The organism is Pseudomonas siliginis, assembly GCF_024072275.1.
In the GTDB taxonomy this organism is placed as follows: Bacteria; Pseudomonadota; Gammaproteobacteria; order Pseudomonadales; family Pseudomonadaceae; genus Aquipseudomonas; species Aquipseudomonas siliginis.
In genome coordinates this window covers 5,528,864-5,548,988 of sequence record NZ_CP099598.1, presented here as the reverse complement: position 1 = coordinate 5,548,988, position 20,125 = coordinate 5,528,864, and the positions used below count along the sequence as shown (strand labels likewise).

General features: G+C 60.9%; 24 protein-coding genes. 6 read left to right on the top strand and 18 right to left on the bottom strand.

From position 1 onward, the window contains the following. Positions 1-110: 110 nt before the first annotated feature. The 10 genes from NF676_RS25520 to NF676_RS25475 all read right to left on the bottom strand — a co-directional run bounded on the left by NF676_RS25520 (position 111) and on the right by NF676_RS25475 (position 7,504). Positions 111-659 carry an RNA 2'-phosphotransferase gene (locus NF676_RS25520; RefSeq protein WP_095181331.1) on the bottom strand — a complete coding sequence of 183 codons (549 nt, stop codon included), beginning with the start codon at positions 657-659 and terminating at the stop codon, positions 111-113. Positions 660-798: 139 nt separating this feature from the next. Next, the gene (locus NF676_RS25515; protein WP_252886931.1) at positions 799-1,122 is read right to left on the bottom strand and encodes a DUF3392 domain-containing protein; all 324 of its coding nucleotides are present in this window, start codon (positions 1,120-1,122) and stop codon (positions 799-801) included. Between the two features lie 22 nt (positions 1,123-1,144). Further along, positions 1,145-2,350 (bottom strand): radical SAM family heme chaperone HemW, encoded by a 1,206-nt coding sequence (gene hemW, locus NF676_RS25510; protein ID WP_252882817.1) that lies wholly within the window; start codon positions 2,348-2,350, stop codon positions 1,145-1,147. Then, complete coding sequence (gene rdgB, locus NF676_RS25505) at positions 2,347-2,943, bottom strand: RdgB/HAM1 family non-canonical purine NTP pyrophosphatase (RefSeq protein WP_024014661.1); 597 nt, start codon at positions 2,941-2,943, stop codon at positions 2,347-2,349. The genes hemW and rdgB overlap by 4 nt, the downstream gene beginning before the upstream one ends. After that, positions 2,940-3,374: a DUF4426 domain-containing protein gene (locus NF676_RS25500; protein WP_252886930.1), complete on the bottom strand. Its 435-nt coding sequence runs from the start codon at positions 3,372-3,374 to the stop codon at positions 2,940-2,942. The genes rdgB and NF676_RS25500 overlap by 4 nt, the downstream gene beginning before the upstream one ends. Positions 3,375-3,400: 26 nt before the next feature. Next, complete coding sequence (gene metW, locus NF676_RS25495; RefSeq protein ID WP_056786380.1) at positions 3,401-4,021, bottom strand: methionine biosynthesis protein MetW; 621 nt, start codon at positions 4,019-4,021, stop codon at positions 3,401-3,403. Positions 4,022-4,028: 7 nt separating this feature from the next. Beyond that, a complete protein-coding gene (gene metX / locus NF676_RS25490) occupies positions 4,029-5,168 on the bottom strand; it encodes a homoserine O-succinyltransferase MetX (protein WP_083353760.1) in 1,140 nt (379 codons plus the stop codon). 205 nt (positions 5,169-5,373) lie between these two features. Beyond that, complete coding sequence (locus NF676_RS25485; RefSeq protein WP_039757546.1) at positions 5,374-5,964, bottom strand: YggT family protein; 591 nt, start codon at positions 5,962-5,964, stop codon at positions 5,374-5,376. An 11-nt stretch (positions 5,965-5,975) separates the two neighbouring features. Next, positions 5,976-6,794 carry a pyrroline-5-carboxylate reductase gene (proC, locus tag NF676_RS25480; protein ID WP_041476815.1) on the bottom strand — a complete coding sequence of 273 codons (819 nt, stop codon included), beginning with the start codon at positions 6,792-6,794 and terminating at the stop codon, positions 5,976-5,978. Positions 6,795-6,817: 23 nt separating this feature from the next. Beyond that, positions 6,818-7,504: a YggS family pyridoxal phosphate-dependent enzyme gene (locus tag NF676_RS25475; RefSeq protein ID WP_071172225.1), complete on the bottom strand. Its 687-nt coding sequence runs from the start codon at positions 7,502-7,504 to the stop codon at positions 6,818-6,820. Between the two features lie 56 nt (positions 7,505-7,560). Here NF676_RS25475 and NF676_RS25470 point away from each other — a divergent pair, with 56 nt between their 5' ends. Then, complete coding sequence (locus tag NF676_RS25470; protein ID WP_016772732.1) at positions 7,561-8,595, top strand: type IV pilus twitching motility protein PilT; 1,035 nt, start codon at positions 7,561-7,563, stop codon at positions 8,593-8,595. A gap of 150 nt (positions 8,596-8,745) precedes the next feature. On the opposite strand, the gene NF676_RS25465 is transcribed toward NF676_RS25470, so the two are convergent. Beyond that, a complete protein-coding gene (locus tag NF676_RS25465) occupies positions 8,746-9,363 on the bottom strand; it encodes a C40 family peptidase (protein ID WP_024014657.1) in 618 nt (205 codons plus the stop codon). A gap of 248 nt (positions 9,364-9,611) precedes the next feature. Here NF676_RS25465 and NF676_RS25460 point away from each other — a divergent pair, with 248 nt between their 5' ends. Continuing rightward, the gene (locus NF676_RS25460; protein ID WP_016772734.1) at positions 9,612-10,046 is read left to right on the top strand and encodes an NINE protein; all 435 of its coding nucleotides are present in this window, start codon (positions 9,612-9,614) and stop codon (positions 10,044-10,046) included. A 95-nt stretch (positions 10,047-10,141) separates the two neighbouring features. On the opposite strand, the gene NF676_RS25455 is transcribed toward NF676_RS25460, so the two are convergent. The 7 genes from NF676_RS25455 to gshB all read right to left on the bottom strand — a co-directional run bounded on the left by NF676_RS25455 (position 10,142) and on the right by gshB (position 16,187). Continuing rightward, positions 10,142-11,413, bottom strand: a complete 1,272-nt coding sequence (locus NF676_RS25455; protein ID WP_150743563.1) for a dihydroorotase — start codon at positions 11,411-11,413, stop codon at positions 10,142-10,144. Beyond that, on the bottom strand, positions 11,410-12,414 hold the full coding sequence (locus NF676_RS25450) for an aspartate carbamoyltransferase catalytic subunit (protein ID WP_016772736.1): 1,005 nt from the start codon (positions 12,412-12,414) through the stop codon (positions 11,410-11,412). The genes NF676_RS25455 and NF676_RS25450 overlap by 4 nt, the downstream gene beginning before the upstream one ends. Before the next feature lie 27 nt (positions 12,415-12,441). Next, a complete protein-coding gene (pyrR, locus tag NF676_RS25445) occupies positions 12,442-12,948 on the bottom strand; it encodes a bifunctional pyr operon transcriptional regulator/uracil phosphoribosyltransferase PyrR (protein ID WP_016772737.1) in 507 nt (168 codons plus the stop codon). 81 nt (positions 12,949-13,029) lie between these two features. Then, on the bottom strand, positions 13,030-13,467 hold the full coding sequence (gene ruvX, locus NF676_RS25440; RefSeq protein WP_252886929.1) for a Holliday junction resolvase RuvX: 438 nt from the start codon (positions 13,465-13,467) through the stop codon (positions 13,030-13,032). Beyond that, positions 13,467-14,039: a YqgE/AlgH family protein gene (locus NF676_RS25435; RefSeq protein WP_016772739.1), complete on the bottom strand. Its 573-nt coding sequence runs from the start codon at positions 14,037-14,039 to the stop codon at positions 13,467-13,469. The genes ruvX and NF676_RS25435 overlap by 1 nt, the downstream gene beginning before the upstream one ends. A 135-nt stretch (positions 14,040-14,174) precedes the next feature. Then, a complete protein-coding gene (locus NF676_RS25430; RefSeq protein ID WP_039757551.1) occupies positions 14,175-15,074 on the bottom strand; it encodes an energy transducer TonB in 900 nt (299 codons plus the stop codon). 141 nt (positions 15,075-15,215) lie between these two features. Then, positions 15,216-16,187 carry a glutathione synthase gene (gene gshB, locus NF676_RS25425; RefSeq protein ID WP_252886928.1) on the bottom strand — a complete coding sequence of 324 codons (972 nt, stop codon included), beginning with the start codon at positions 16,185-16,187 and terminating at the stop codon, positions 15,216-15,218. Between the two features lie 225 nt (positions 16,188-16,412). Between gshB and pilG the strand changes: the two genes are divergently transcribed. From pilG to NF676_RS25405, 4 genes are all read left to right on the top strand, one after another. Beyond that, the gene (pilG, locus tag NF676_RS25420) at positions 16,413-16,817 is read left to right on the top strand and encodes a twitching motility response regulator PilG (RefSeq protein ID WP_016772743.1); all 405 of its coding nucleotides are present in this window, start codon (positions 16,413-16,415) and stop codon (positions 16,815-16,817) included. Between the two features lie 60 nt (positions 16,818-16,877). Next, the gene (pilH, locus tag NF676_RS25415; RefSeq protein WP_016772744.1) at positions 16,878-17,243 is read left to right on the top strand and encodes a twitching motility response regulator PilH; all 366 of its coding nucleotides are present in this window, start codon (positions 16,878-16,880) and stop codon (positions 17,241-17,243) included. 10 nt (positions 17,244-17,253) lie between these two features. Further along, complete coding sequence (locus NF676_RS25410) at positions 17,254-17,793, top strand: chemotaxis protein CheW (RefSeq protein ID WP_016772745.1); 540 nt, start codon at positions 17,254-17,256, stop codon at positions 17,791-17,793. 272 nt (positions 17,794-18,065) lie between these two features. Continuing rightward, a complete protein-coding gene (locus NF676_RS25405) occupies positions 18,066-20,114 on the top strand; it encodes a methyl-accepting chemotaxis protein (RefSeq protein ID WP_016772746.1) in 2,049 nt (682 codons plus the stop codon). Positions 20,115-20,125 lie beyond the last annotated feature (11 nt).

The window sequence follows — 20,125 nt, the reverse complement described above, 5'->3', positions numbered from 1 at the left end:
GTGGGAGCGAGCCTGCTCGCGAAAGCGGTCTGACAATCAACGATGATGTTGGATGTCAAGACGCCTTCGCGAGCAGGCTCGCTCCCACAATTGTTTTGTGTATGAGGAGATTACAGGGGGGCAAGAAATCGAGCGGGCACCTGCTCTGTCAACCAGACGCCATTTTCGGCCTGATAGAACTTGAAGCCCTGTTCTTCCATCTGCTTCGCGGCAACCTTCAGAACGACTGGCGTTCCGTAGCGTTGACCCACGGCCGACGCGGTGGCGATCTCGTCGGACAGATGCACCTGATGGCGTTGTCCTGGAATCAAGCCTTGTTCGTGGATCGAGTCGAGAAAACGCGTCGCTGTTCCGTGGTAAAGCGTTTGCGGTGGCTGTTTCTGTTCGAATTGCAGATCAACGCTTTTCGTCGAGTGGCCTTGAACAGCGCGTATACAGTGGCCATCAGCGGAAATCGTAAAACGCTTCTTGTCACTGCTGGTCACGACGTTTTCAATCAGCTCACGACTTAAATGCCTGCCATCACGCGCCGCGCCGCTGATCAGTGCTTCGATATTTGCCCAGCCTTCCGAATTCAGATTCAGTCCGATCGCCTGAGGCTCGTGACGCAACACGAAGCTAAGAAATTTGCTCGTCTCATCCAGTAGTTTTTTACTCATGAACTTCCCTTTCATTGCGATCAACTGTGGGAGCGAGCCTGCTCGCGAAAGCGGTCTGACGATCAACGATGATGTTGGATGTCAAGACGCCTTCGCGAGCAGGCTCGCTCCCACATTTTGTTTTGGGGTGTTTGCGGGGTCAGCGGCGGTCGGCGACGACGCCGATCAACACCAGTACCACCAGCAGCACCGGCGCCAGGCTGTAGTTGTTGAACTGGCTCAGGCCTTTGATCACCCACGGCGTGGCGTAGATCAGCGCGGCGCCGCTGCCGATCAGGCAGAGCAGGGCTATCAGGGGCACGCGCAGGGCGCCGGCGATGCTGCCCAGGCGTTGCTCGACCCAGCCTTTGAAGTCAGCGCCAAACAGCACCAGCAGGCAACCGACCAGCGCCAAAGCGATTTCCGAGAGATTGCTGCGGCTCCAGCGGGAGACGGTGGCCAGCAGGTCGAGTATCAAATCCATGCGTTTTCCCTTTGAGCTGAAGTCAGTTCAGAAATTGTTGCAGCAAATCGTTGAGGAACAGTTGGCCGCGTTCGGTCGCCGCCAGGCGTGACGGTTCGACCTGCAACAGGCCGCTTTGTTCGGCTTCGCGCCGGCCTTCGGCGAGGGTGTCCAGCGACAGGCCGGTGCGCTCCGGATACAGGCGCGATTCGACCCCGGCAGTCAGGCGCAGGGCGTTCATCAGGAACTCGAACGGCATCTCGTCATTGCTCAGCGATTTCTCGCCGGCCTGAAAGCTTTTCGCCGGGTTCAGATAATCCTTCGGCAGGCGGGTTTTCCATGTGCGCACGATGCGCCCGTCCGGGTGGCTCAACTTGCCATGGGCACCGGCGCCGATGCCGATGAAGTCGCCGAAGCTCCAGTAATTAAGGTTATGCCGCGCCGGTCGACCGGCCTGGGCATACGCCGACACTTCGTATTGCGCGTAACCGTGCTCGGCCAGCAGCGCCTGACCGGCTTCCTGAATGTCCCACAGCGTGTCGTCTTCCGGCAGCACTGGCGGCTGATTCCAGAACACCGTGTTCGGCTCTAGCGTCAGCTGATACCAGGAAATGTGCGTCGGCTGCAGCGCAATGGCCTGACGCAGATCGCTCAAGGCATCGTCCAGCGACTGATCGGGCAAACCGTGCATCAAGTCCAGGTTGAAGTTATCGAACCCGGCCTGCCGCGCCATGCCCGCCGCACGCACGGCTTCGTCACCGTTGTGGATGCGGCCGAGGGCCTCAAGCTTTTCCTGCTGAAAGCTCTGGATACCGATCGACAGCCGATTGATCCCCAGCTTGCGATAGGCGACAAACTTCTCTTGCTCGAAGGTGCCCGGATTGGCCTCAAGGGTGATTTCGATGTCGGCAGCGAACGGGATGCGTTGTTCGACGCCCTTCAACAAACGCCCGAGGGCTTCGGCGCTGAACAGGCTGGGCGTCCCGCCACCGAAGAAAATCGAAGTCAGCTCACGGCCATACACCGCATGCAGATCCTGATCGAGATCGGCCAGCAGCGCGTCGACGTATTCCTGCTCCGGCAGCACCGGGCTGGCGGTGTGCGAGTTGAAATCGCAATACGGGCATTTGCGCACACACCACGGAATGTGGATGTACAGCGCCAGGGGCGGCAGAGTTGGCAGCGGCGCCCGAGGCGAGGACGCGGCGCCGCCGATAATCAGCGACGACGCGGAAGAATCAGTGGTCATTTCAAGCCCAGACGCTGGCGCAGCAGATCCATTGCACGGGCGCGGTGGCTGATCTGGTTCTTGTCGGCCGGGCTCAGTTCGGCGCTGGAGCAGTCGCGCTCCGGCACCCAGAACAGTGGGTCATAACCGAAGCCGTGTTCGCCGCTGGCAGCGGTCAGAATGCGCCCGTGCCACAGGCCTTCGCAGAGAATCGGCAGCGGATCATCGGCGTGGCGCACCAGTGCCAATACGCAGACGAACTGCGCGCCGCGCTCGGCTTGCGGTACGTCCTTCAGCGCATCGAGCAGTTTGGCGTTGTTTGCCGCATCGCCCTGACCGTCGGCATAACGCGCCGAGTAGATGCCCGGTGCGCCGCCGAGGAAGTCCACTGCCAGCCCGGAATCGTCGGCCAGCGCCGGCAGCCCGGAAATACGCGCGGCGTTGCGGGCCTTGAGGATCGCGTTCTCGACGAACGACAGGCCGGTTTCTTCCGGCTCGACCTTGCTCCACTCGCCAATCGAGCGCAGTTGCACCGAGTCGCCGAGCATGGCCTGAAGTTCTTTGAGTTTGCCGGCGTTATGGCTGGCCAGTACGAGCTGCTTGATGTTCATCATTCGCCGGGAAAGAGTTCTTGGTTGAAGTTGATGGTGTTGATCTTGTCGCCGTTCTGCACCTTGATTTCAAAGGTGCGGGTTTCCTGCTGCGGCACCGGGTACTGGGCGATGTAGTAGATCGCGCCCTGTTCGGTGACCTGGCGAAAGTTCAGCGGCACGCTGTTGCTGGTCAGGTCCTTGACCGTGCCGGTGACGCTGGCGATCACCGGTTTGCCGTCCTTGACCACCGAAACATTGATCACGCCCTGGTTCTTGCTGCGGATCAGCTCGGCGGCCTTGGCGATGTCCGGTTGCAGGAACGTCGAGTTGAAGGTGTTGTAGTGCACCGTAATGTCGCCGAAGGTTTCCTTGCGCTCACCTTTGATGACGTCCGCCGCCATGGTGCTGGCGCTCAGGCAGGCGGTGAATAACAGCAACGCTAGACGGCTCATGTTCGTGCTCCTTCAAATGCCCTGGCTCAGACCGCGACTCGGGCGTCCGCCAACTGCGGACTGCTGACGCGGTAGATACCGATTTCACCTAACAGATTAGGCCATAGCTTACTGGCCCACCCGTGGCGGTGCTGTTGATCCACGGCAAGCCGATCAATGACCTTGGCGTCACGTTCGCGGCACAACTCTTCGAAGTCCTCGAAGGTGCAGAAGTGAATGTTCGGCGTGTTGTACCAGGTGTAAGGCAGAAATTCCGAGACCGGCATGCGGCCCTTGCTCGCCAGATACCAGCGGCAGCGCCAGTGGCCGAAGTTGGGGAAGGTAATGATGCACTGGCGACCGACCCGGAGCATTTCGTCGAGGATCTTGTCCGGGTAATGCACCGCTTGCAGGGCCTGGGTCATGACGACGATGTCGAAACTGTTGCTGGCAAAATTGCCCAGGCCTTTGTCCAGATCCTGCTCGATGACGTTGATGCCCTTGGCCACGCACTCGGCGATGTTGTCGGCGTCGTTTTCCAGGCCATAACCGGTGACGTTCTTGTTGTCGCGCAGCCAGGTCAGCAGCTCGCCGTCACCGCAACCCAGGTCGAGGACGCGGCTTCCGGCGGGGATCCATTCCTGGATGATTTCCAGATCAGCTCTCATGGCTTTCTCACAACGAAATGCGGTTCATGTAATTGCCGAACGCCTGCAAATAACGCGGGATCGGAATCAGGAAGGCGTCGTGGCCCTGGGGCGCGTCGATTTCCAGATAACTGACGTCCTTGCGCGCGGCCATCAACGCATCCACGAGCTCGCGCGAGCGTGCAGGGGAGAAGCGCCAGTCGGTGGTGAATGACATCACGCAGAACTTGGCCGTTGCGTTTTCGAAGGTTTTCGCCAGATCATCGTCGAAGTTCGCCGCCGGATCGAAGTAATCCAGCGCTTTGGTCATCAACAGATAGGTGTTGGCATCAAAGCGCCCGGAGAATTCTTCGCCCTGGTAACGCAGGTAGCTTTCGACCTGGAACTCGACGCTGTGGAAGTCGTAGTTGAGCTTTTCGCTCTTCAGGCCACGGCCGAATTTCTCGCCCATGGAGTCGTCGGACAGATAGGTAATGTGGCCGACCATGCGCGCGAGCATCAGCCCGCGCTTGGGGATCACGCCGGCTTCCTGGAACGAGCCGCCGTGGAATTCCGGATCGGTGAGGATCGCCTGGCGCGCGACTTCGTTGAAGGCGATGTTCTGCGCCGACAGTTTTGGTGCCGAGGCGATGGCCAGGCAGTGCCGCACGCGATCGGGGTAGGTGATGGTCCACTGCAACGCCTGCATGCCGCCGAGGCTGCCGCCGATCACCGCCGCCCACTGGCCGATGCCGAGCAGGTCAGCAAGGCGCGCCTGGCTGTGCACCCAGTCTTCCACGGTGAGCACCGGGAAGTCGGCGCCGAACGGCTTGCCGGTCTCCGGGTTGATACTGCTCGGGCCGGTGGAGCCGTTGCAGCCGCCGAGGTTGTTCAGGCTGACCACAAAGAACTTGTTGGTGTCGATCGGCTTGCCGGGGCCGATGCAGCTGTCCCACCAACCGGGCTTGCGGTCGTCGACGCTGTGATAACCAGCGGCGTGATGATGACCGGACAGCGCGTGGCAGATCAGCACGGCGTTGCTCGCCTGGGCGTTCAGCGTGCCGTAGGTTTCATAAATCAGGTCATAAGCGGCCAGCGAACGGCCACAAGCCAGCGCCAGCGGTTCGCTGAAATGCGCGGTTTGCGGCGTTACCAGACCAACAGAATCGGCGGGAAAGGCAGTTGGCATCGACCCTGCTCTCGTTGAAATGAGGCGTAAGTCTAAAGACCGTGGGGGTTAGCGGCAAGCAACGATCAGGTCCGGCGTTTTCGCTTCGGATCGAGGTGCAGCCATTCGCGAGCAGGCTCGCTCCCACAGTTGAAATGCATTCCAATGTGGGAGCGAGCCTGCTCGCGAAAAAGGCGACTCGGTCAGTCAGACCGAACGCACTGGCTTACATCAGCAAACGCAGAATCTCCGGCATCATCGTCATCGCCGCCAGATTGTTGATCACCAGCATGTCGATCAATTTCAGCGCAAGGAAAGCGAAGATCGGCGACAGGTCCAGGCCACCAAGGTTCGGCAAGAAGCGGCGGAACGGTGCCAGCGCCGGCTCGCAGATCTGGTTGACCAGTTCAGCACCCGGATTGTGGCTGCCCGGTGCGACCCACGACAGAATCACGCTGATGATCAGAGCGAAGAAGAAGATCTTCAGGAACAGTGCAGTGACGCCGATCAGCGACCAGATCAACAGTTGCAGCGGATTGCCAGTGGTGCCGTAGGTCAGCAGCAGGGTCAGCGCCATCAGCAGCAGTTGCACCAGAATCGCCAGCACCAGCGACGACATGTCGAGGCCGAACAGGCTCGGGATGATCCGGCGCAAAGGCTTGAGCAGCGGCTGAGTGGCCTTGACCACGAACTGGCACAGCGGGTTGTAGAAGTTCGCCCGCACCAGTTGCAGGACGAAGCGCAGCAGCACGATCAGCAGGTACAGGCTGCCGAGGGTTTGCAGCACGTAAACCGCTGCGGTGTTCAATCCGATCATGTAAGGCTCCTTTATTTGCCCAGTTGTTCGGCCATTTCGGCCGAGCGGTGCGCGGCGGCGCCGAGTGCGGTTTCAACCAGCGCTTCGAAGCCGCCAGCCTGGAATGATTTGATCGCAGCTTCCGTGGTGCCATTCGGCGAGGTCACGCGGCGACGCAGTTCGGCGGCGTCGACATCGCTGGATACCGCCATGTGCGCGGCGCCCAGAGCAGTCTGCACGGTCAGTTGCTCAGCGATCTCTTTTGGCAGGCCAAGTTTGACGCCGGCGGCGGTCATCGCTTCGATCAGCAGGAAGAAGTACGCCGGGCCGGAGCCGGACACTGCGGTGACTGCGTCCAGTTGCTGTTCTTCTTCCAGCCACAGGGCGATGCCGACGGCGGACAGCAGCTCTTCGGCTTGCTGACGCTGCTCGGCGGTTACTTCGCTGGTCGCGTACAAACCGCTGACACCCTGACGCAGCAGCGCCGGGGTGTTCGGCATGCAGCGCACGATCGGCTGTTCGCCGAGCCACGCGGTCATGCTCGCGCAGGTAATGCCGGCGGCGATCGACACCACCAGTTGATTCGGTTTCAGGCTTGGGCGAATCGCCTCGCACACGGCTTTCATCGCCTGTGGCTTGACCGCCAGCACGATGACATCGACGCCGTCGATGGCCTGGGCGTTGTCAGCGAAGGTTTCGATGCCGTGTTCGGCGCTGACCTTGGCACGGGTGTCTTCGCCCGGATCGCTGGCGCGGATCTGCGCCGCTTCCAGACCTTTGGCGCGCAAGCCGCCAATCAGACTGGCCGCCATGTTGCCCGCACCGATAAACGCAATACGTGTGTTGCTCATGTGTGGTCCTTATCTGGAAACGTTCAAGACTGGGAGTAATCTCTGGCGCCAAACAGCGCGGTACCGATCCGCACCCAAGTGGCGCCTTGGGCAATGGCCGACTCGAGGTCGTGGCTCATGCCCATGGACAATGTGTCGAGCGGCAGAGCGAGGCTCGCCTGCAATGTCTGCACGGCGGCGAAGGCAGCGTCCTGTTCAGCGCGCTCTTCGGTCGGCTCGGGAATCGCCATCAGTCCGCGCAATTTCAGCCGGGGCAGGGCGCTGATGGCCTCGGCCAGCGCCGGCAGATCGGCCGGGGTGCAACCGGATTTGCTCGCCTCGCCGCTGACATTGACCTGAATGCAGATGTTCAGGGGCGGCAGTTCGGCCGGGCGCTGCTCGGACAGGCGTTGGGCAATTTTCAGACGATCCACGGAGTGCACCCAGTCGAAATGCTCGGCAATCGCGCGAGTCTTGTTCGATTGAATGGGGCCTATGAAGTGCCAGATCAAGGGCAGGTCGGCCAGCTCCAGCTGTTTGCCCAAGGCTTCCTGCAAGTAGTTCTCGCCGAAGTCGCGCAGGCCGGCGGCATAGGCTTCACGCAGGGCCTGGGCGGGTTTGGTCTTGCTCACGGCGAGCAAATGGATACTGTTTTCGTCGCGGTGCGCAGCTTTCGCCGCTGCCTGGATGCGCGAACTAACCTGAAGGATGTTGTCTGCTATCGTGGACATCAAGAGGCGCCGGCGGTCTGTAGGTTCGCGGCATTCTACTGGAATTGAGGGACGCTATGGATATCACTGAACTGCTGGCCTTCAGCGCCAAACAGGGCGCTTCCGACCTGCACCTGTCGGCCGGCCTGCCGCCGATGATCCGTGTCGATGGCGACGTGCGACGGATCAATCTGCCGGCGCTGGATCACAAGCAAGTGCACGATCTGATCTACGACATCATGAACGACACCCAGCGCATCGAATTCGAGAAAAATCTGGAAACGGATTTTTCCTTCGATGTACCCGGCGTGGCGCGCTTTCGGGTCAACGCATTCAACCAGAACCGTGGCGCCGGCGCCGTGTTCCGCACTATTCCGTCGAAAGTGCTGAGCATGGAAGACCTCGCCATGGGCGATGTTTTCCGCAAGATCACGGACGCGCCGCGCGGGCTGGTGCTGGTCACCGGGCCGACCGGCTCCGGCAAATCGACCACGCTGGCGGCGATGATCGATTACCTCAACACCCATCGCCATCACCACATCCTCACCATTGAGGACCCCATCGAGTTCGTCCATGAATCGCGCAAATGCCTGATCAATCAGCGCGAAGTCCATCGCGATACGCGCAGCTTCGCCACCGCACTGCGTTCGGCCTTGCGTGAAGACCCGGACGTGATTCTGGTCGGCGAAATGCGTGATCTGGAAACCATTCGCCTGGCGCTGACCGCCGCCGAGACCGGGCATCTGGTGTTCGGCACCCTGCACACGACCTCGGCGGCGAAGACCATCGACCGCGTGGTCGACGTGTTCCCCGGCGACGAGAAGTCGATGGTCCGTTCGATGCTGTCGGAGTCGTTGCTGGCGGTGGTGTCGCAGACTTTGATCAAGAAGATCGGCGGCGGGCGGGTGGCGGCGCATGAAATCATGCTCGGGACATCGGCGATTCGTAACCTGATCCGCGAGGACAAGGTGGCGCAGATGTATTCGGCGATTCAGACCGGTGGGTCGTTGGGGATGCAGACACTCGATATGTGCCTGAAGGATCTGGTGACCAAGGGCCTGATCAGCCGCGAGCATGCGCGGGAGAAGGCGCGTACGCCTGATAATTTCTGAGGGTCGCTGGTGCGGCTGCCGGCCCCTTCGCGAGCAGGCTCGCTCCCACATCAAACCGCATTCCTTCAGCTGGAATGCATTCTTCTGTGGGAGCGAGCCTGCTCGCGAAAAGGCTGGTACTGCTGAAGCTGATTCAGGAGATCAAACAGCTCAGCGCTGGACTACGCGCAGTTGCTGTTGTTCTTTCGGCAACACGCGCTTGGCGACGACGTAATGCTTTTCCCAGTACGGCTTGTTCAGCGTGTCGATGCTCACCGCTTTGCCACGGCGCGGGGCGTGGATGAAGCGGTCGTTGCCCAGGTAAATGGCAACGTGGTTGACCCGACGGCTCTTGATGTTGAAGAAAATCAGATCGCCCGGCTTCAGATCCTTGCGCTCGACTTTCTCGCCGTGACCGCTGGCCATGGCATTGGAGGTGCGTGGCAGGTCGAAAGTAGCGTCGTTGAACGCGTATTTCACCAGACCGCTGCAATCGAAGCCTTTACTTGGGCTGCTGCCGCCCCAACGATAAGGTGTACCGAGGACGTTTACCGCACGGCTCAGCACATTGCTGCTTTCCTTGCTCGCCATCGGTGGCACCAGCTTGCTGCGGCTCTTGCTGCTCAGCGTGGTGGTCTTGCTCTTGCTGCTTTTGCTCGATGGAGCCGAAGCATGGGATTTAGGGGTGAAGCCGTTGACGTTGGGAAGACGTTGCTCACGATTGGTGGCGTGGGCGGCCAGTGGCATTAATAGGCAAATAGTCAGCCATGTCTTGAAAAATGGTCGCATTAGGCGTGGCTCATAAGTGATAGCGCGCAACTTTATAACAGCTTTTTTTGCCGTTCCGAGGCCGTTCATCGATTCATTCGGCTGGCTACGGAACCAAAAACGCTCAAAAAGTACGCAATTGTCCGACAGAAGTCAGGTTCTACAAGGGTTTCGCGCTAGCAACGGTAACATTTGCCATACGTCGGCCACCTGTAAAAAAGTCACAAAGAAATGAAGAATATTTATCTATCGAGTGCAATGAGGTCTTAATGAACAGCTATCAGCTACCCCGCGTGAAAGAAAAAGACACTCACAGCAAAGTCATCGGCTACCTGCTGTGGATTTTCGGATTCACGGGAGCGCACCGCTTTTATTACGGCAAACCGGTGACCGGGACGATCTGGTTTTTCACCTTCGGTTTGCTGGGGATTGGCTGGCTGATCGACCTGTTTCTGATCCCGGCGATGGATCGCGAAGCGGATTTGCGCTTTGCTGCCGGGCCGATCGAGTACAACGTCGCGTGGATCCTGCTGACCTTCCTCGGTGTGTTCGGCGTGCACCGGATGTATCAGGGCAAATGGATCAGCGGCTTGCTGTATCTGCTGACCGGCGGGTTGTTCTTTATTGGCGTGCTGTATGACTTCTGGACGCTGAACGATCAGGTGTCGGTGCGCAACGCGCAGAATCGCGGCGCCTTCCAGTAAGTTTTTGCCAGATCAAAAGATCGCAGCCTGCGGCAGCTCCTACAGGGAAATGCATTCCAAAGTAGGAGCTGCCGCAGGCTGCGATCTTTTGCTTTTTAGGCCTGGTGAGTAATCCGCCCATCCACCAGCGTATAGCGAACGACCCCCGGCAGACTGTGCCCGATGAACGGGCAGTTCTCGCCCTTCGACAGCCAGTGTTCACCGGCCACCGTCGATGACTTCGGATCGAACAGCACGATATCCGCCGCACCGCCCACCGCCAGTTTGCCCGCCGGCAGGCGCAGGGCTTCGGCCGGGCCTGCGCTCAACCGAGCCAATAGCGTCGGCAAGTCGAGCAAACCATCCTCAACCAGCGTCATCGCCAGCGGCAGCAGCAACTCAACACTGCTGATGCCCGGCTCGGTGGCGCCGAACGGGGCCAGTTTGGCGTCGCGCTCGTGGGGCTGGTGATGGCTGGAAATGGCCGAGACCACCCCGGACTTCACTGCCTCACGCAGGCCATCGCGATCGGCGCGGGTGCGCAGCGGCGGTTGCACGTGGTAGAGGCTGTTGAAGTCGATCAGCGCTTCGTCAGTCAGGATCAGCTGATACAGCGCAACATCCGCCGTTACCTTCAAGCCACGGGCCTGGGCCTGGGCAATCAGCGCCACACCGCGCGCACTGGTCAACTGGCTGAAATGCGCACGCACGCCGGTCTGCTCGACCAGCAGCAGATCGCGAGCCAGCGCCACGGTTTCGGCGGTTTCCGGGATGCCCGGCAGGCCAAGGAAACTGGCGACCGCGCCTTCGTGGGCCAGACCGCCCTCGGCCAGATCGTGATCCTGCGAGTTGAAGATCACCGTCAGGTCGAAAGTCGCCGCATATTCCAGCGCCCGGCACAGGGTGCGGCTGTTGCGAAAGCTTTCCAGACCGTTGCCGAACGCCACGCAACCGGCGTCGCGCAGGGCGACCAGTTCGGCCAATTGCTCGCCGTCGAGGCCTTTGCTCAGGGCGCCGATCGGAAACACCTTGGTGTTGCCGGCCTCGCGGGCGCGGTCGAGGATCAGTTCGGCGACGGCCGAGGTGTCGAGCACCGGTCTGGTCTTCGGTGGGCAGCACAGGCTGGTCACGCCACCGGCAGCGGCGGCGCGGGTTTCGCTGACGATCGAGCCTTTGCGGCTGTAGCCCGGCTCGCGCAGGGCGACATTGAGGTCGACCAGGCCAGGCGCGGCGACCAGTCCTTGGGCATCGATGGTTTCTACTGCGCTGAAACCGGCCGGTGCGGCGCCGAGGGCGACGATCTTGCAGGCTTCAACGTGGATGTCGGTGATTTGATCCAGGCCGCTGCTGGGATCGATGACGCGTGCGCCGAGGATGCTGAGCTTCACTGGGCGTTCTCCTGCTCGAATTGACGTTGCGCAGTCTGCCCGCTCATGGCCATGGACAGCACAGCCATACGAATCGCGATGCCGTAGGTCACTTGATTGAGGATCACCGAGTGCGGGCCGTCGGCCACCGCCGACTCGATCTCCACGCCACGGTTGATCGGCCCCGGGTGCATGACGATGCAATCGGGTTTGGCCCCGGCCAGACGTGCGGTGGTCAGGCCGAACAGGCGGTAGAATTCGCCTTCGCTGGGCAGCAGGCCGCCGGTCATGCGCTCACGTTGCAGGCGCAGCATGATCACCACGTCGACGTCCTTGAGGCCTTCAGCCATGTCGGTGTAGACCTTGACGCCGTATTGCTCGATGCCGATCGGCAGCAGGGTTTTCGGCGCGATCACGCGGATGTCCGGGCAGCCAAGGGTTTTCAGCGCGAGCATGTTCGAGCGCGCCACCCGCGAATGCAGGATGTCGCCGACGATCGCCACCGAGAGGTTTTCGAAACCGCCCTTGTGCCGACGGATGGTGAGCATGTCGAGCATGCCTTGGGTCGGGTGCGCATGCCGGCCGTCGCCGCCGTTGATGATCGCCACTTGTGGGCAGACATGCTCGGCGATGAAGTGCGCTGCACCGGAGTCGCCGTGGCGCACGACAAACATGTCGGCGGCCATGGCCTCAAGGTTGCGCAGGGTATCGAGTAACGTTTCGCCCTTGCTCGCCGACGATGTCGACACGTTCAGGGTGATCACGTCCGCCGACAGTCGTTGGGCCGCCAGTTCGAAAGTAGTGCGGGTGCGCGTGGAGTTCTCGAAGAACACATTGCACACGGTCTTGCCGCGCAGCAACGGGACTTTCTTCACCGCCCGGGCACCGACTTCAAGGAACGAGTCGGCAGTGTCGAGGATTTCCGTCAGCAACTCGCGGCGCAGGCCGTCGAGCGAGAGGAAGTGGCGCAGCTGGCCCTGATCATTGAGCTGCAGCGGGCGCTTGGTATCTAGAGGCGTCATCGCGAGGGGGACTCTCAATAGGGCGGATTAAAGGGTGACGTCTTGCAGTTCGAGCGTCAGCGGCTCGGGGCCGGACAACTTGACCCGCTGGTTGCCGGCCAGGGTCAGGGTGGCGCCGACCACGTTCGGGCGGATCGGCAGCTCGCCGGCGTCCAGGTCCAGCAGGCAGACCAGGGTGACGCTGGCCGGGCGGCCGTAATCGAACAATTCATTCATGGCGGCGCGGATAGTCCGACCGCTCATCAGCACGTCGTCGATCAGCACCAGATGCTGGCCTTCGATCTCGAAGGGCAGGGCGGACGGGCGCACTTGCGGGTGCAGGCCATTCTGGCTGAAGTCATCGCGATAGAAGGACACATCCAGCGTGCCCAGTGGCGCATCGCTGTTCAGTTCCTTGAGCAGCGCCTGCGCGACCCAGATGCCGCCGGTGCGGATACCGATGTAACGCGGTTCGCTGATGTCACGCTGGGCAAGGTGCGCCTTGAGGCGGGTCGCCATCTGGCTGATCAGATCGGCGGGATTGGGCAGGCTCATGGTTGCTCCTTCGTGATTCCGCGCTGCGTCCTGCTGGACGAAGCTCGGTTTATAACCAAAAGAAAAGCGCCGAAGCGCTTGTCAGGATTCAAACAATGCAGTGTTTTCATCGAGCCAGCCCTGCAGCAGCAGGGCAGCGGCGATGGCGTCCACCGGGTTGTCGCGGTAACTGCCTTTCTGCCCGCCACGCACCAGTCGCTCGCCCTTGGCTTCGAAAGTGGTCAGGCGTTCGTCGTGGGTATAGAAGGGCAGGTTGTAGCGGCCGTTGAGGCGGCGGGCGAATTTCTCGGCGCGTACGCACATGTCGCTCGGCGTGCCGTCCATGTTCAGCGGCAGGCCGACCACCACGGCGTCGGGTTTCCATTCTTTTATCAGCGCTTCGACCTGATCCCAGTTCGGCACGCCATTCTGTGCTTTGAGGGTGCACAGCTCGCGGGCTTGGCCGGTGACGACCTGGCCGACCGCGACGCCGATCTGTTTGGTGCCGTAGTCGAAGCCGAGAATCAGGCGCAGGGCCATCAGGCGTGACCTGCCTGGCTGGTGAGCAGATTGAGATCGATGCCCAGATGCCGCGCTGCCGCTTCCAGGCGCAATTCGCTGCGAGTGTTGAACAGGATGTCGGCGTTGAACGGGCAGGTCAGCCAGGCGTTGTCGGCCAGTTCGGCTTCCAGTTGCCCGGCTTCCCAGCCGGCGTAACCCAAGGTAATCAGGCTCTGCGCGGGGCCGACGCCGTCAGCGATGGCGAACAGCACGTCCTGCGAAGTCGACAGGGCCAGGTCGCCATCCAGTTGCGCCGTGGCCTGGAACGTTTGGCCCGCCGGGTGCAGGACAAAACCGCGATCGGTCTGCACCGGCCCGCCGATGAAGATCGGCACATCCTGGCAGCGTGCCGGCGGCTCGATGTCCGGGCGCAGCTGTTCGAGGATGTCGGCCAGGTTCAAGTCTTGCGGCCTGTTGACCACCAGCCCCATCGCGCCATTGGCCGTGTGCTCGACGATGTAGGTCAAGGTGTGGGCAAAGTTCGGGTCGGCCATGTGTGGCATGGCGATCAGGAAGTGATGCTTGAGGTAGCTGGGGCTGACGTTTTTCATGAGCGCTAGTGTGGCGTCGAAGGGGCAAACTGACAAGCTGAGGCTTTAAAAGATCGCAGCCTTCGGCAGCTCCTGCAGGGTGTACGCAGGCCCACTGTAGGAGCTGCCGAAGGCTGCGATCTTTTGATTTTGCTCTTAATTGCTTGAGAGCTTGTCGCCCCGGGCAAATTTCCAGGTGCGGATGATTTCCAGGCGGTCGATGTCCGACAGATCGCCGGTAAACGGTGCAAAAGGCGCGGCCAGGCGGACGATGCGCTGCGCGGCCTGATCGAGCAGCGGCTGGCCGGAGGATTCGAGCACCAGCACCTCATACAGCGAACCGTCGCGGTTGATCGAGACCATCAGGCGCAAATTGCCGTAGATCTGCTTGCGCCGTGCTTCTTCGGGGTAGTTGAGGTTGCCGATGCGCTCGACCTTCTTGCGCCAGTCGTCCTTGTACCAGGCGCCCTTGTCGCGCATGGTCGAGGCGGCGCTCAAGCGGTGGATGCGCGGGCGCTTCGCGTACAGCTGTTGTTCCTTGGCCAGCTCTGCTTCAAGGCTGGCGATGTCGCTGGACAACTGCGAGCTGTCGAACACCGGCGCGTCGACGGTCGGTTTGACTTCGGTTTTGCTTTCTTCTTTCTTGGTCGGCGCCTTTTTCGGTTTCGGCGCAACGGTGGTCACCGCTGCCTTCGGGGCGGCTTCCTGCACCACTGGCTTGGCGGCGGGCGGCGGGGTGACCTTTTTGACCTGATTGTCCTGGAAAGGCGCGACTTCAGTGGTCTTGGGCAGGGCCTTCTTATCGAGCGTGCCGCTGCCTTCCTGGTTTTCCTGGGCGAGAAAATCTGCCTTTTCCGGCTTCTTCTCGGCCTTGAAGGTGGCCAGGGTGATTTCCAGGGTTTTGCTGATCTGCTGCGGCTCGACCATGGTGAAGCCGACGCCGAGCAGCAGCGCCAGGTGAATCAGCGCCGCGAGAAACAGGGTAAAACCGAGGCGATCGGCCGGGCGCACGCCACGATGGGCGAGTTCAGCGGGCAGATCGGACGGCAGAGTCATCGTAGAAAAACCAACATCGCGTTTTTTTGGGCTCGGCATGATAACGCAATGTTGGTTTTTAGCTGCAAGCGACGAGCTTCAAGCGACAAGCTGCATAGGGTCAGCTTCAAGCTTCAAGCTTCAAGCTGGCGCGGGCCGGCTTCAAGCTTGTGGCTTGCGGCTCGAAGCTTGCAGCTTCTTCTCAATAGCATCCATCAGCATGCCGCCAATGTCAGTACCGAACGCATTGTCGATTTCGCGGATGCAGGTCGGGCTGGTGACGTTGATTTCGGTCAGGTGCTCGCCGATCACGTCGAGGCCGACAAACAGCAGGCCTTTCTCGCGCAAGGTCGGGCCGACCTGGGCGGCGATCCAGCGATCCTTCTCGGTCAGCGGACGCGCTTCGCCACGGCCACCGGCGGCGAGGTTGCCACGGGTTTCGCCCAGCGCCGGAATCCGCGCCAGGCAGTAATCCACCGGCTCGCCATCGATCATCAGGATGCGCTTGTCGCCATCGACGATCGCCGGCAGGTAACCCTGAATCATGATCTGCTGCTTGCCGTGCAGGGTCAGGGTTTCGAGGATCACCGAGAGGTTCGGGTGGCCGGCGGTGTGGCGGAAGATCGACGAACCGCCCATGCCGTCCAGCGGCTTGAGGATCACGTCACCGTGATGGTCGGCGAACTCACGCAATACGTCCGGGCGGCGGCTGACGATGGTCGGCGGCGTGCACTGCGGAAACAGCGTGGCGAACAGCTTTTCATTGCAGTCGCGCAGGCTCTGCGGCTTGTTCACCACCAGCACGCCGGCGGCTTCGGCCTGTTCCAGCAAGTAAGTGGAGTAGACGAACTCCATGTCGAACGGCGGATCCTTGCGCATCAGGATCACGTCCAGGTCGCTCAGCAGCTTGTCCTGTTCGGCGTCCAGCTCGAACCATTTGTCCGGGTTGGCGAAGACTTTCAGCGGGCTCATCCGCGCCCGCGCCTGGCCTTCGGCCTGATAAAGGTCTTTCTGTTCCATGTAGAACAGTTCCCAGCCACGCTTCTGCGCGGCCAGCAGCATGGCCAGCGAGCTATCCTTTTTATAGGAAATGCTGGCGATAGGGTCCATGACAATCCCGACGCGAACGCTCATTGGGTTTTCCTCGAAATTTGGCTACCGGATCGGTATTGAAAAAGTGCCGCCAGAGTGGCGCCGGGCGGGTTTCGGGTCAAGGAAAAACCCGTCGATAGATTGCATCTGGAGACTGTGCTAAAAAGGCTGGCAGATCGCGCCGCCCCATGGGTTTCAAGGGTTTCAGGCCATTATTCACAGCAAAACGGACAATTTGATTCGCAAAGGCGACGGTAGAACCCTCTTATGGAACAGCAGTCCAGCGCCTTGAAGGTCATGGTGATCGACGACTCGAAAACGATTCGCCGCACCGCCGAAACATTGTTGAAGAATGTCGGTTGCGAAGTGATCACCGCCATCGACGGTTTCGATGCGCTGGCGAAGATTGCCGACCACCATCCCGGGATCATCTTTGTCGACATCATGATGCCGCGTCTGGACGGTTATCAGACCTGCGCCCTGATCAAGAACAACAGCGCCTTCAAGGCGACGCCGGTGATCATGCTGTCGTCCAGGGATGGTCTGTTCGACAAGGCCAAGGGGCGGATTGTCGGTTCTGATCAATTTCTGACCAAGCCGTTCAGCAAAGAAGAACTGCTCAACGCGATCCAGGCCCATGTTCCGGGCTTCGCCGCCGTTTTGCCGCAGTAAGACACGCACAGTGACGCTCGGCCAGCGGGCCGGCAGTCGACCAGAAAAATGGGGAAGACCATGGCACGTATCCTGATCGTCGATGATTCGCCGACTGAAATGTACAAACTCACCGGCATGCTCGAAAAGCACGGCCATGAAGTGCTCAAGGCCGAGAACGGCGCCGACGGCGTGGCCCTGGCCCGTCAGGAAAAACCCGACGCGGTGCTGATGGACATCGTCATGCCGGGCCTCAACGGTTTTCAGGCGACCCGGCAGTTGACCAAGGATGCCGACACGGCGCACATCCCGGTGATCATCATCACCACCAAGGATCAGGAAACCGACAAGGTCTGGGGCACCCGCCAGGGCGCCAAGGATTACCTGACCAAACCGGTCGACGAAGACACCCTGATCAAGACCCTGAACAACGTCCTCAACGGCTGATCGCGCGATCATGAACGAATCGCTGACCGCGTTCGAACTGCTCTGGCAGATCGACCAGCGCTGCCGCCTGCTGGCAGCCGACCTGCCGTCGCAAGCGGCGCGCCCGGATCGCTGGAGCGGCATCGGCTTTCGCCTCGGCGAGCATTGGTATGTGGCGCCGATGGGCGAAGTCAGCGAAGTCCTGCATGAACCGCGCTTCACCCAGTTGCCCGGGGTCAAGCCGTGGGTCAAGGGTGTCGCCAATCTGCGCGGGCGGCTGCTGCCGATCATGGACCTGTGCGGCTTCTTCGGCCATGAGCTGTCGCCGCTGCGCAAACAACGGCGGGTATTGGTGGTGGAACATGAAGACGTGTTCGCCGGGGTAATGGTCGACGAAGTCATCGGCTTGCAGCATTTCGAACAGGGCAGTTTCGAGCCGCTGTCGATCAGCAAGCGCCAGGGCTCCAAGGCTGAATTCGTCAAAGGCTATTTCCGCCGTGAACAGAACTGGCGGGTGTTCAGCCTGTTTGCACTGGCCAGGTCTCCGGTGTTCATGGGTGTGGCTCTATAGCAGGAACAACACAGAACCCATTGGACGGAATGGGCCATGTGATCAGGAAAATTGTGGGTCAGACAGACCTGTGGCGAGGGGATTTATCCCCGATGGTTGGCGAAGCCGACCCAAGACCTGTATTTGAGATGTAGCCGATACGACTCAGGTTTTTGGGGCCGCTGCGCGACCCATCGGGGATAAATCCCCTCGCCACAAAATTTCTTCATCATGAGGTTGCCTCCCACAGGGATTGCAGCAGGCCTCAAAGGTGCGGGTTAAGGCGAGGACCGATGACAAAAGCAAAAACAGGCAAGTCGGCAGAAGCATCGCGCAGTCGCGCACAGATCATCGTGCTGTTTATCGCACTGATCGTGTTCATCATGCTGCTGTTCGCCAACTTCGCGTACCTCAACACCCAGGCGAACTACGACAAGCAGTACATCGGCCATGCCGGCGAACTGCGTGTGCTCTCGCAACGCATTGCCAAGAACGCCACCGAAGCGGCGGCGGGCAAGGCTGCGGCGTTCAAGCTGCTCAGTGATGCGCGCAACGATTTTGCCCAGCGCTGGGGCTACCTGAAGAAGGGTGACCCGAACACCGGCCTGCCGCCGGCACCCGTCGCGGTGCGCCCGGAAATGCGCGCGGTGCAGATGGACTGGGAGCGTTTGTTGAAAAACACCGATGCGATCCTCACCAGCGAACAGACCGTGCTGTCGCTGCATCAGGTCGCCGCAACGCTGGCCGAAACCGTACCGCAGTTGCAGATCGAATACGAAAAAGTCGTGGAAATCCTGCTCCAGCGCGGCGCCCCGGCGGCGCAGGTGGCAATGGCGCAACGGCAATCGTTGCTTGCCGAACGCATCCTCGGTGCCGTCAACACGGTGCTTGCCGGTGACGAAAACTCGCAGCAGGCCGCCGACGCCTTTGGCCGCGATGCCGCGCGTTTCGGTCTGGTGCTCAACGGCATGTTGCAGGGCAACCCGGCGCTGAAAATCAGCCAGGTCGAAGACCGCGACGCCCGTGCGCGTTTGAGCGAAATCTCCGAACTGTTCCAGTTCGTTTCCGGCTCCGTGGATGAAATCCTCGAAACCTCGCCAGAGCTGTTCAAGGTGCGCGAATCGGCGAGCAACATCTTCACCCTGTCGCAAACCCTGCTCGACGAAGCCTCGCACTTGGCCACCGGGTTCGAGCATCTGGCCGGCGGGCGCAACACCGACACCATTGGCGGCTATGTGCTGGGCTTGCTGGCGCTGGCCTCGATCATCCTCATCGGTCTGGTGATGGTCCGCGAAACCAATCGCCAATTGCGTGAAACCGCCGAGAAGAACGAGCGCAACCAGAACGCGATCATGCGCCTGCTCGACGAAATCGAAGACCTCGCCGATGGCGACCTGACCGTGACCGCTTCGGTGACCGAAGACTTCACCGGCACCATCGCCGACTCGATCAACTATTCCGTCGACCAATTGCGTGATCTGGTCGCCACCATCAACCTCACCGCCGGCCAGGTTGCCGCCGCTGTGCAGGAAACCCAGGCCACCGCCATGCATCTGGCCCAAGCGTCTGAGCAACAGGCCCAGCAGATTTCCGAAGCTTCGACGGCGATCAGCGACATGGCCGAGTCCATCGATCAGGTCTCGGCCAATGCTGCCGAATCGTCGGCGGTGGCCGAGCGTTCTGTGGAAATCGCCAACAAGGGCAACGAGGTGGTGCACAACACCATCCACGGCATGGACAACATCCGCGAACAGATTCAGGACACCGCCAAGCGCATCAAACGCCTCGGCGAGTCGTCCCAAGAAATCGGCGACATCGTCAGCCTGATCGATGACATCGCCGACCAGACCAACATCCTCGCCCTCAACGCGGCGATCCAGGCGTCGATGGCCGGTGATGCCGGGCGCGGTTTTGCCGTGGTTGCCGACGAAGTGCAACGGCTGGCCGAACGTTCGTCCGCCGCGACCCGGCAGATCGAAACCCTGGTGCGGGCGATTCAGGCCGACACCAACGAAGCGGTGATTTCCATGGAACAGACCACCACCGAAGTGGTGCGCGGCGCGCGACTGGCGCAGGATGCCGGTGTGGCCCTGGAAGAAATCGAAGGCGTATCCAAGACCCTCGCGGCGCTGATCCAGAGCATTTCCAACGCGGCGCAGCAGCAGACCTCCTCGGCCGGGCAGATCTCGCTGACGATGAACGTGATCCAGCAGATCACCTCGCAGACTTCGTCGGGGTCCACGGCCACCGCCGAGAGCATCGGCAACCTGGCGAAAATGGCCAGTCAGTTGCGCCGTTCGGTGTCCGGTTTCACCTTGCCGGCGGCGACAGATAAAGCGTGAGTGGAGTGGTT

Coding starts and splice junctions, on each gene's coding strand:
- NF676_RS25470 (WP_016772732.1), top strand. CDS start 7,561: ATGGATATCACTGAACTGCTGGCCTTCAGCGCCAAACAGGGCGCTTCC.
- hemW (WP_252882817.1), bottom strand. CDS start 2,350: ATGACCACTGATTCTTCCGCGTCGTCGCTGATTATCGGCGGCGCCGCG.
- proC (WP_041476815.1), bottom strand. CDS start 6,794: ATGAGCAACACACGTATTGCGTTTATCGGTGCGGGCAACATGGCGGCC.
- NF676_RS25460 (WP_016772734.1), top strand. CDS start 9,612: ATGAACAGCTATCAGCTACCCCGCGTGAAAGAAAAAGACACTCACAGC.
- NF676_RS25450 (WP_016772736.1), bottom strand. CDS start 12,414: ATGACGCCTCTAGATACCAAGCGCCCGCTGCAGCTCAATGATCAGGGC.
- ruvX (WP_252886929.1), bottom strand. CDS start 13,467: ATGGCCCTGCGCCTGATTCTCGGCTTCGACTACGGCACCAAACAGATC.
- NF676_RS25485 (WP_039757546.1), bottom strand. CDS start 5,964: ATGATCGGATTGAACACCGCAGCGGTTTACGTGCTGCAAACCCTCGGC.
- pyrR (WP_016772737.1), bottom strand. CDS start 12,948: ATGAGCCTGCCCAATCCCGCCGATCTGATCAGCCAGATGGCGACCCGC.
- NF676_RS25465 (WP_024014657.1), bottom strand. CDS start 9,363: ATGCGACCATTTTTCAAGACATGGCTGACTATTTGCCTATTAATGCCA.
- NF676_RS25405 (WP_016772746.1), top strand. CDS start 18,066: ATGACAAAAGCAAAAACAGGCAAGTCGGCAGAAGCATCGCGCAGTCGC.
- pilG (WP_016772743.1), top strand. CDS start 16,413: ATGGAACAGCAGTCCAGCGCCTTGAAGGTCATGGTGATCGACGACTCG.
- NF676_RS25430 (WP_039757551.1), bottom strand. CDS start 15,074: ATGACTCTGCCGTCCGATCTGCCCGCTGAACTCGCCCATCGTGGCGTG.
- gshB (WP_252886928.1), bottom strand. CDS start 16,187: ATGAGCGTTCGCGTCGGGATTGTCATGGACCCTATCGCCAGCATTTCC.
- NF676_RS25435 (WP_016772739.1), bottom strand. CDS start 14,039: ATGAAAAACGTCAGCCCCAGCTACCTCAAGCATCACTTCCTGATCGCC.
- metX (WP_083353760.1), bottom strand. CDS start 5,168: ATGCCAACTGCCTTTCCCGCCGATTCTGTTGGTCTGGTAACGCCGCAA.
- pilH (WP_016772744.1), top strand. CDS start 16,878: ATGGCACGTATCCTGATCGTCGATGATTCGCCGACTGAAATGTACAAA.
- NF676_RS25500 (WP_252886930.1), bottom strand. CDS start 3,374: ATGAGCCGTCTAGCGTTGCTGTTATTCACCGCCTGCCTGAGCGCCAGC.
- rdgB (WP_024014661.1), bottom strand. CDS start 2,943: ATGATGAACATCAAGCAGCTCGTACTGGCCAGCCATAACGCCGGCAAA.
- NF676_RS25515 (WP_252886931.1), bottom strand. CDS start 1,122: ATGGATTTGATACTCGACCTGCTGGCCACCGTCTCCCGCTGGAGCCGC.
- NF676_RS25475 (WP_071172225.1), bottom strand. CDS start 7,504: ATGTCCACGATAGCAGACAACATCCTTCAGGTTAGTTCGCGCATCCAG.
- NF676_RS25410 (WP_016772745.1), top strand. CDS start 17,254: ATGAACGAATCGCTGACCGCGTTCGAACTGCTCTGGCAGATCGACCAG.
- metW (WP_056786380.1), bottom strand. CDS start 4,021: ATGAGAGCTGATCTGGAAATCATCCAGGAATGGATCCCCGCCGGAAGC.
- NF676_RS25520 (WP_095181331.1), bottom strand. CDS start 659: ATGAGTAAAAAACTACTGGATGAGACGAGCAAATTTCTTAGCTTCGTG.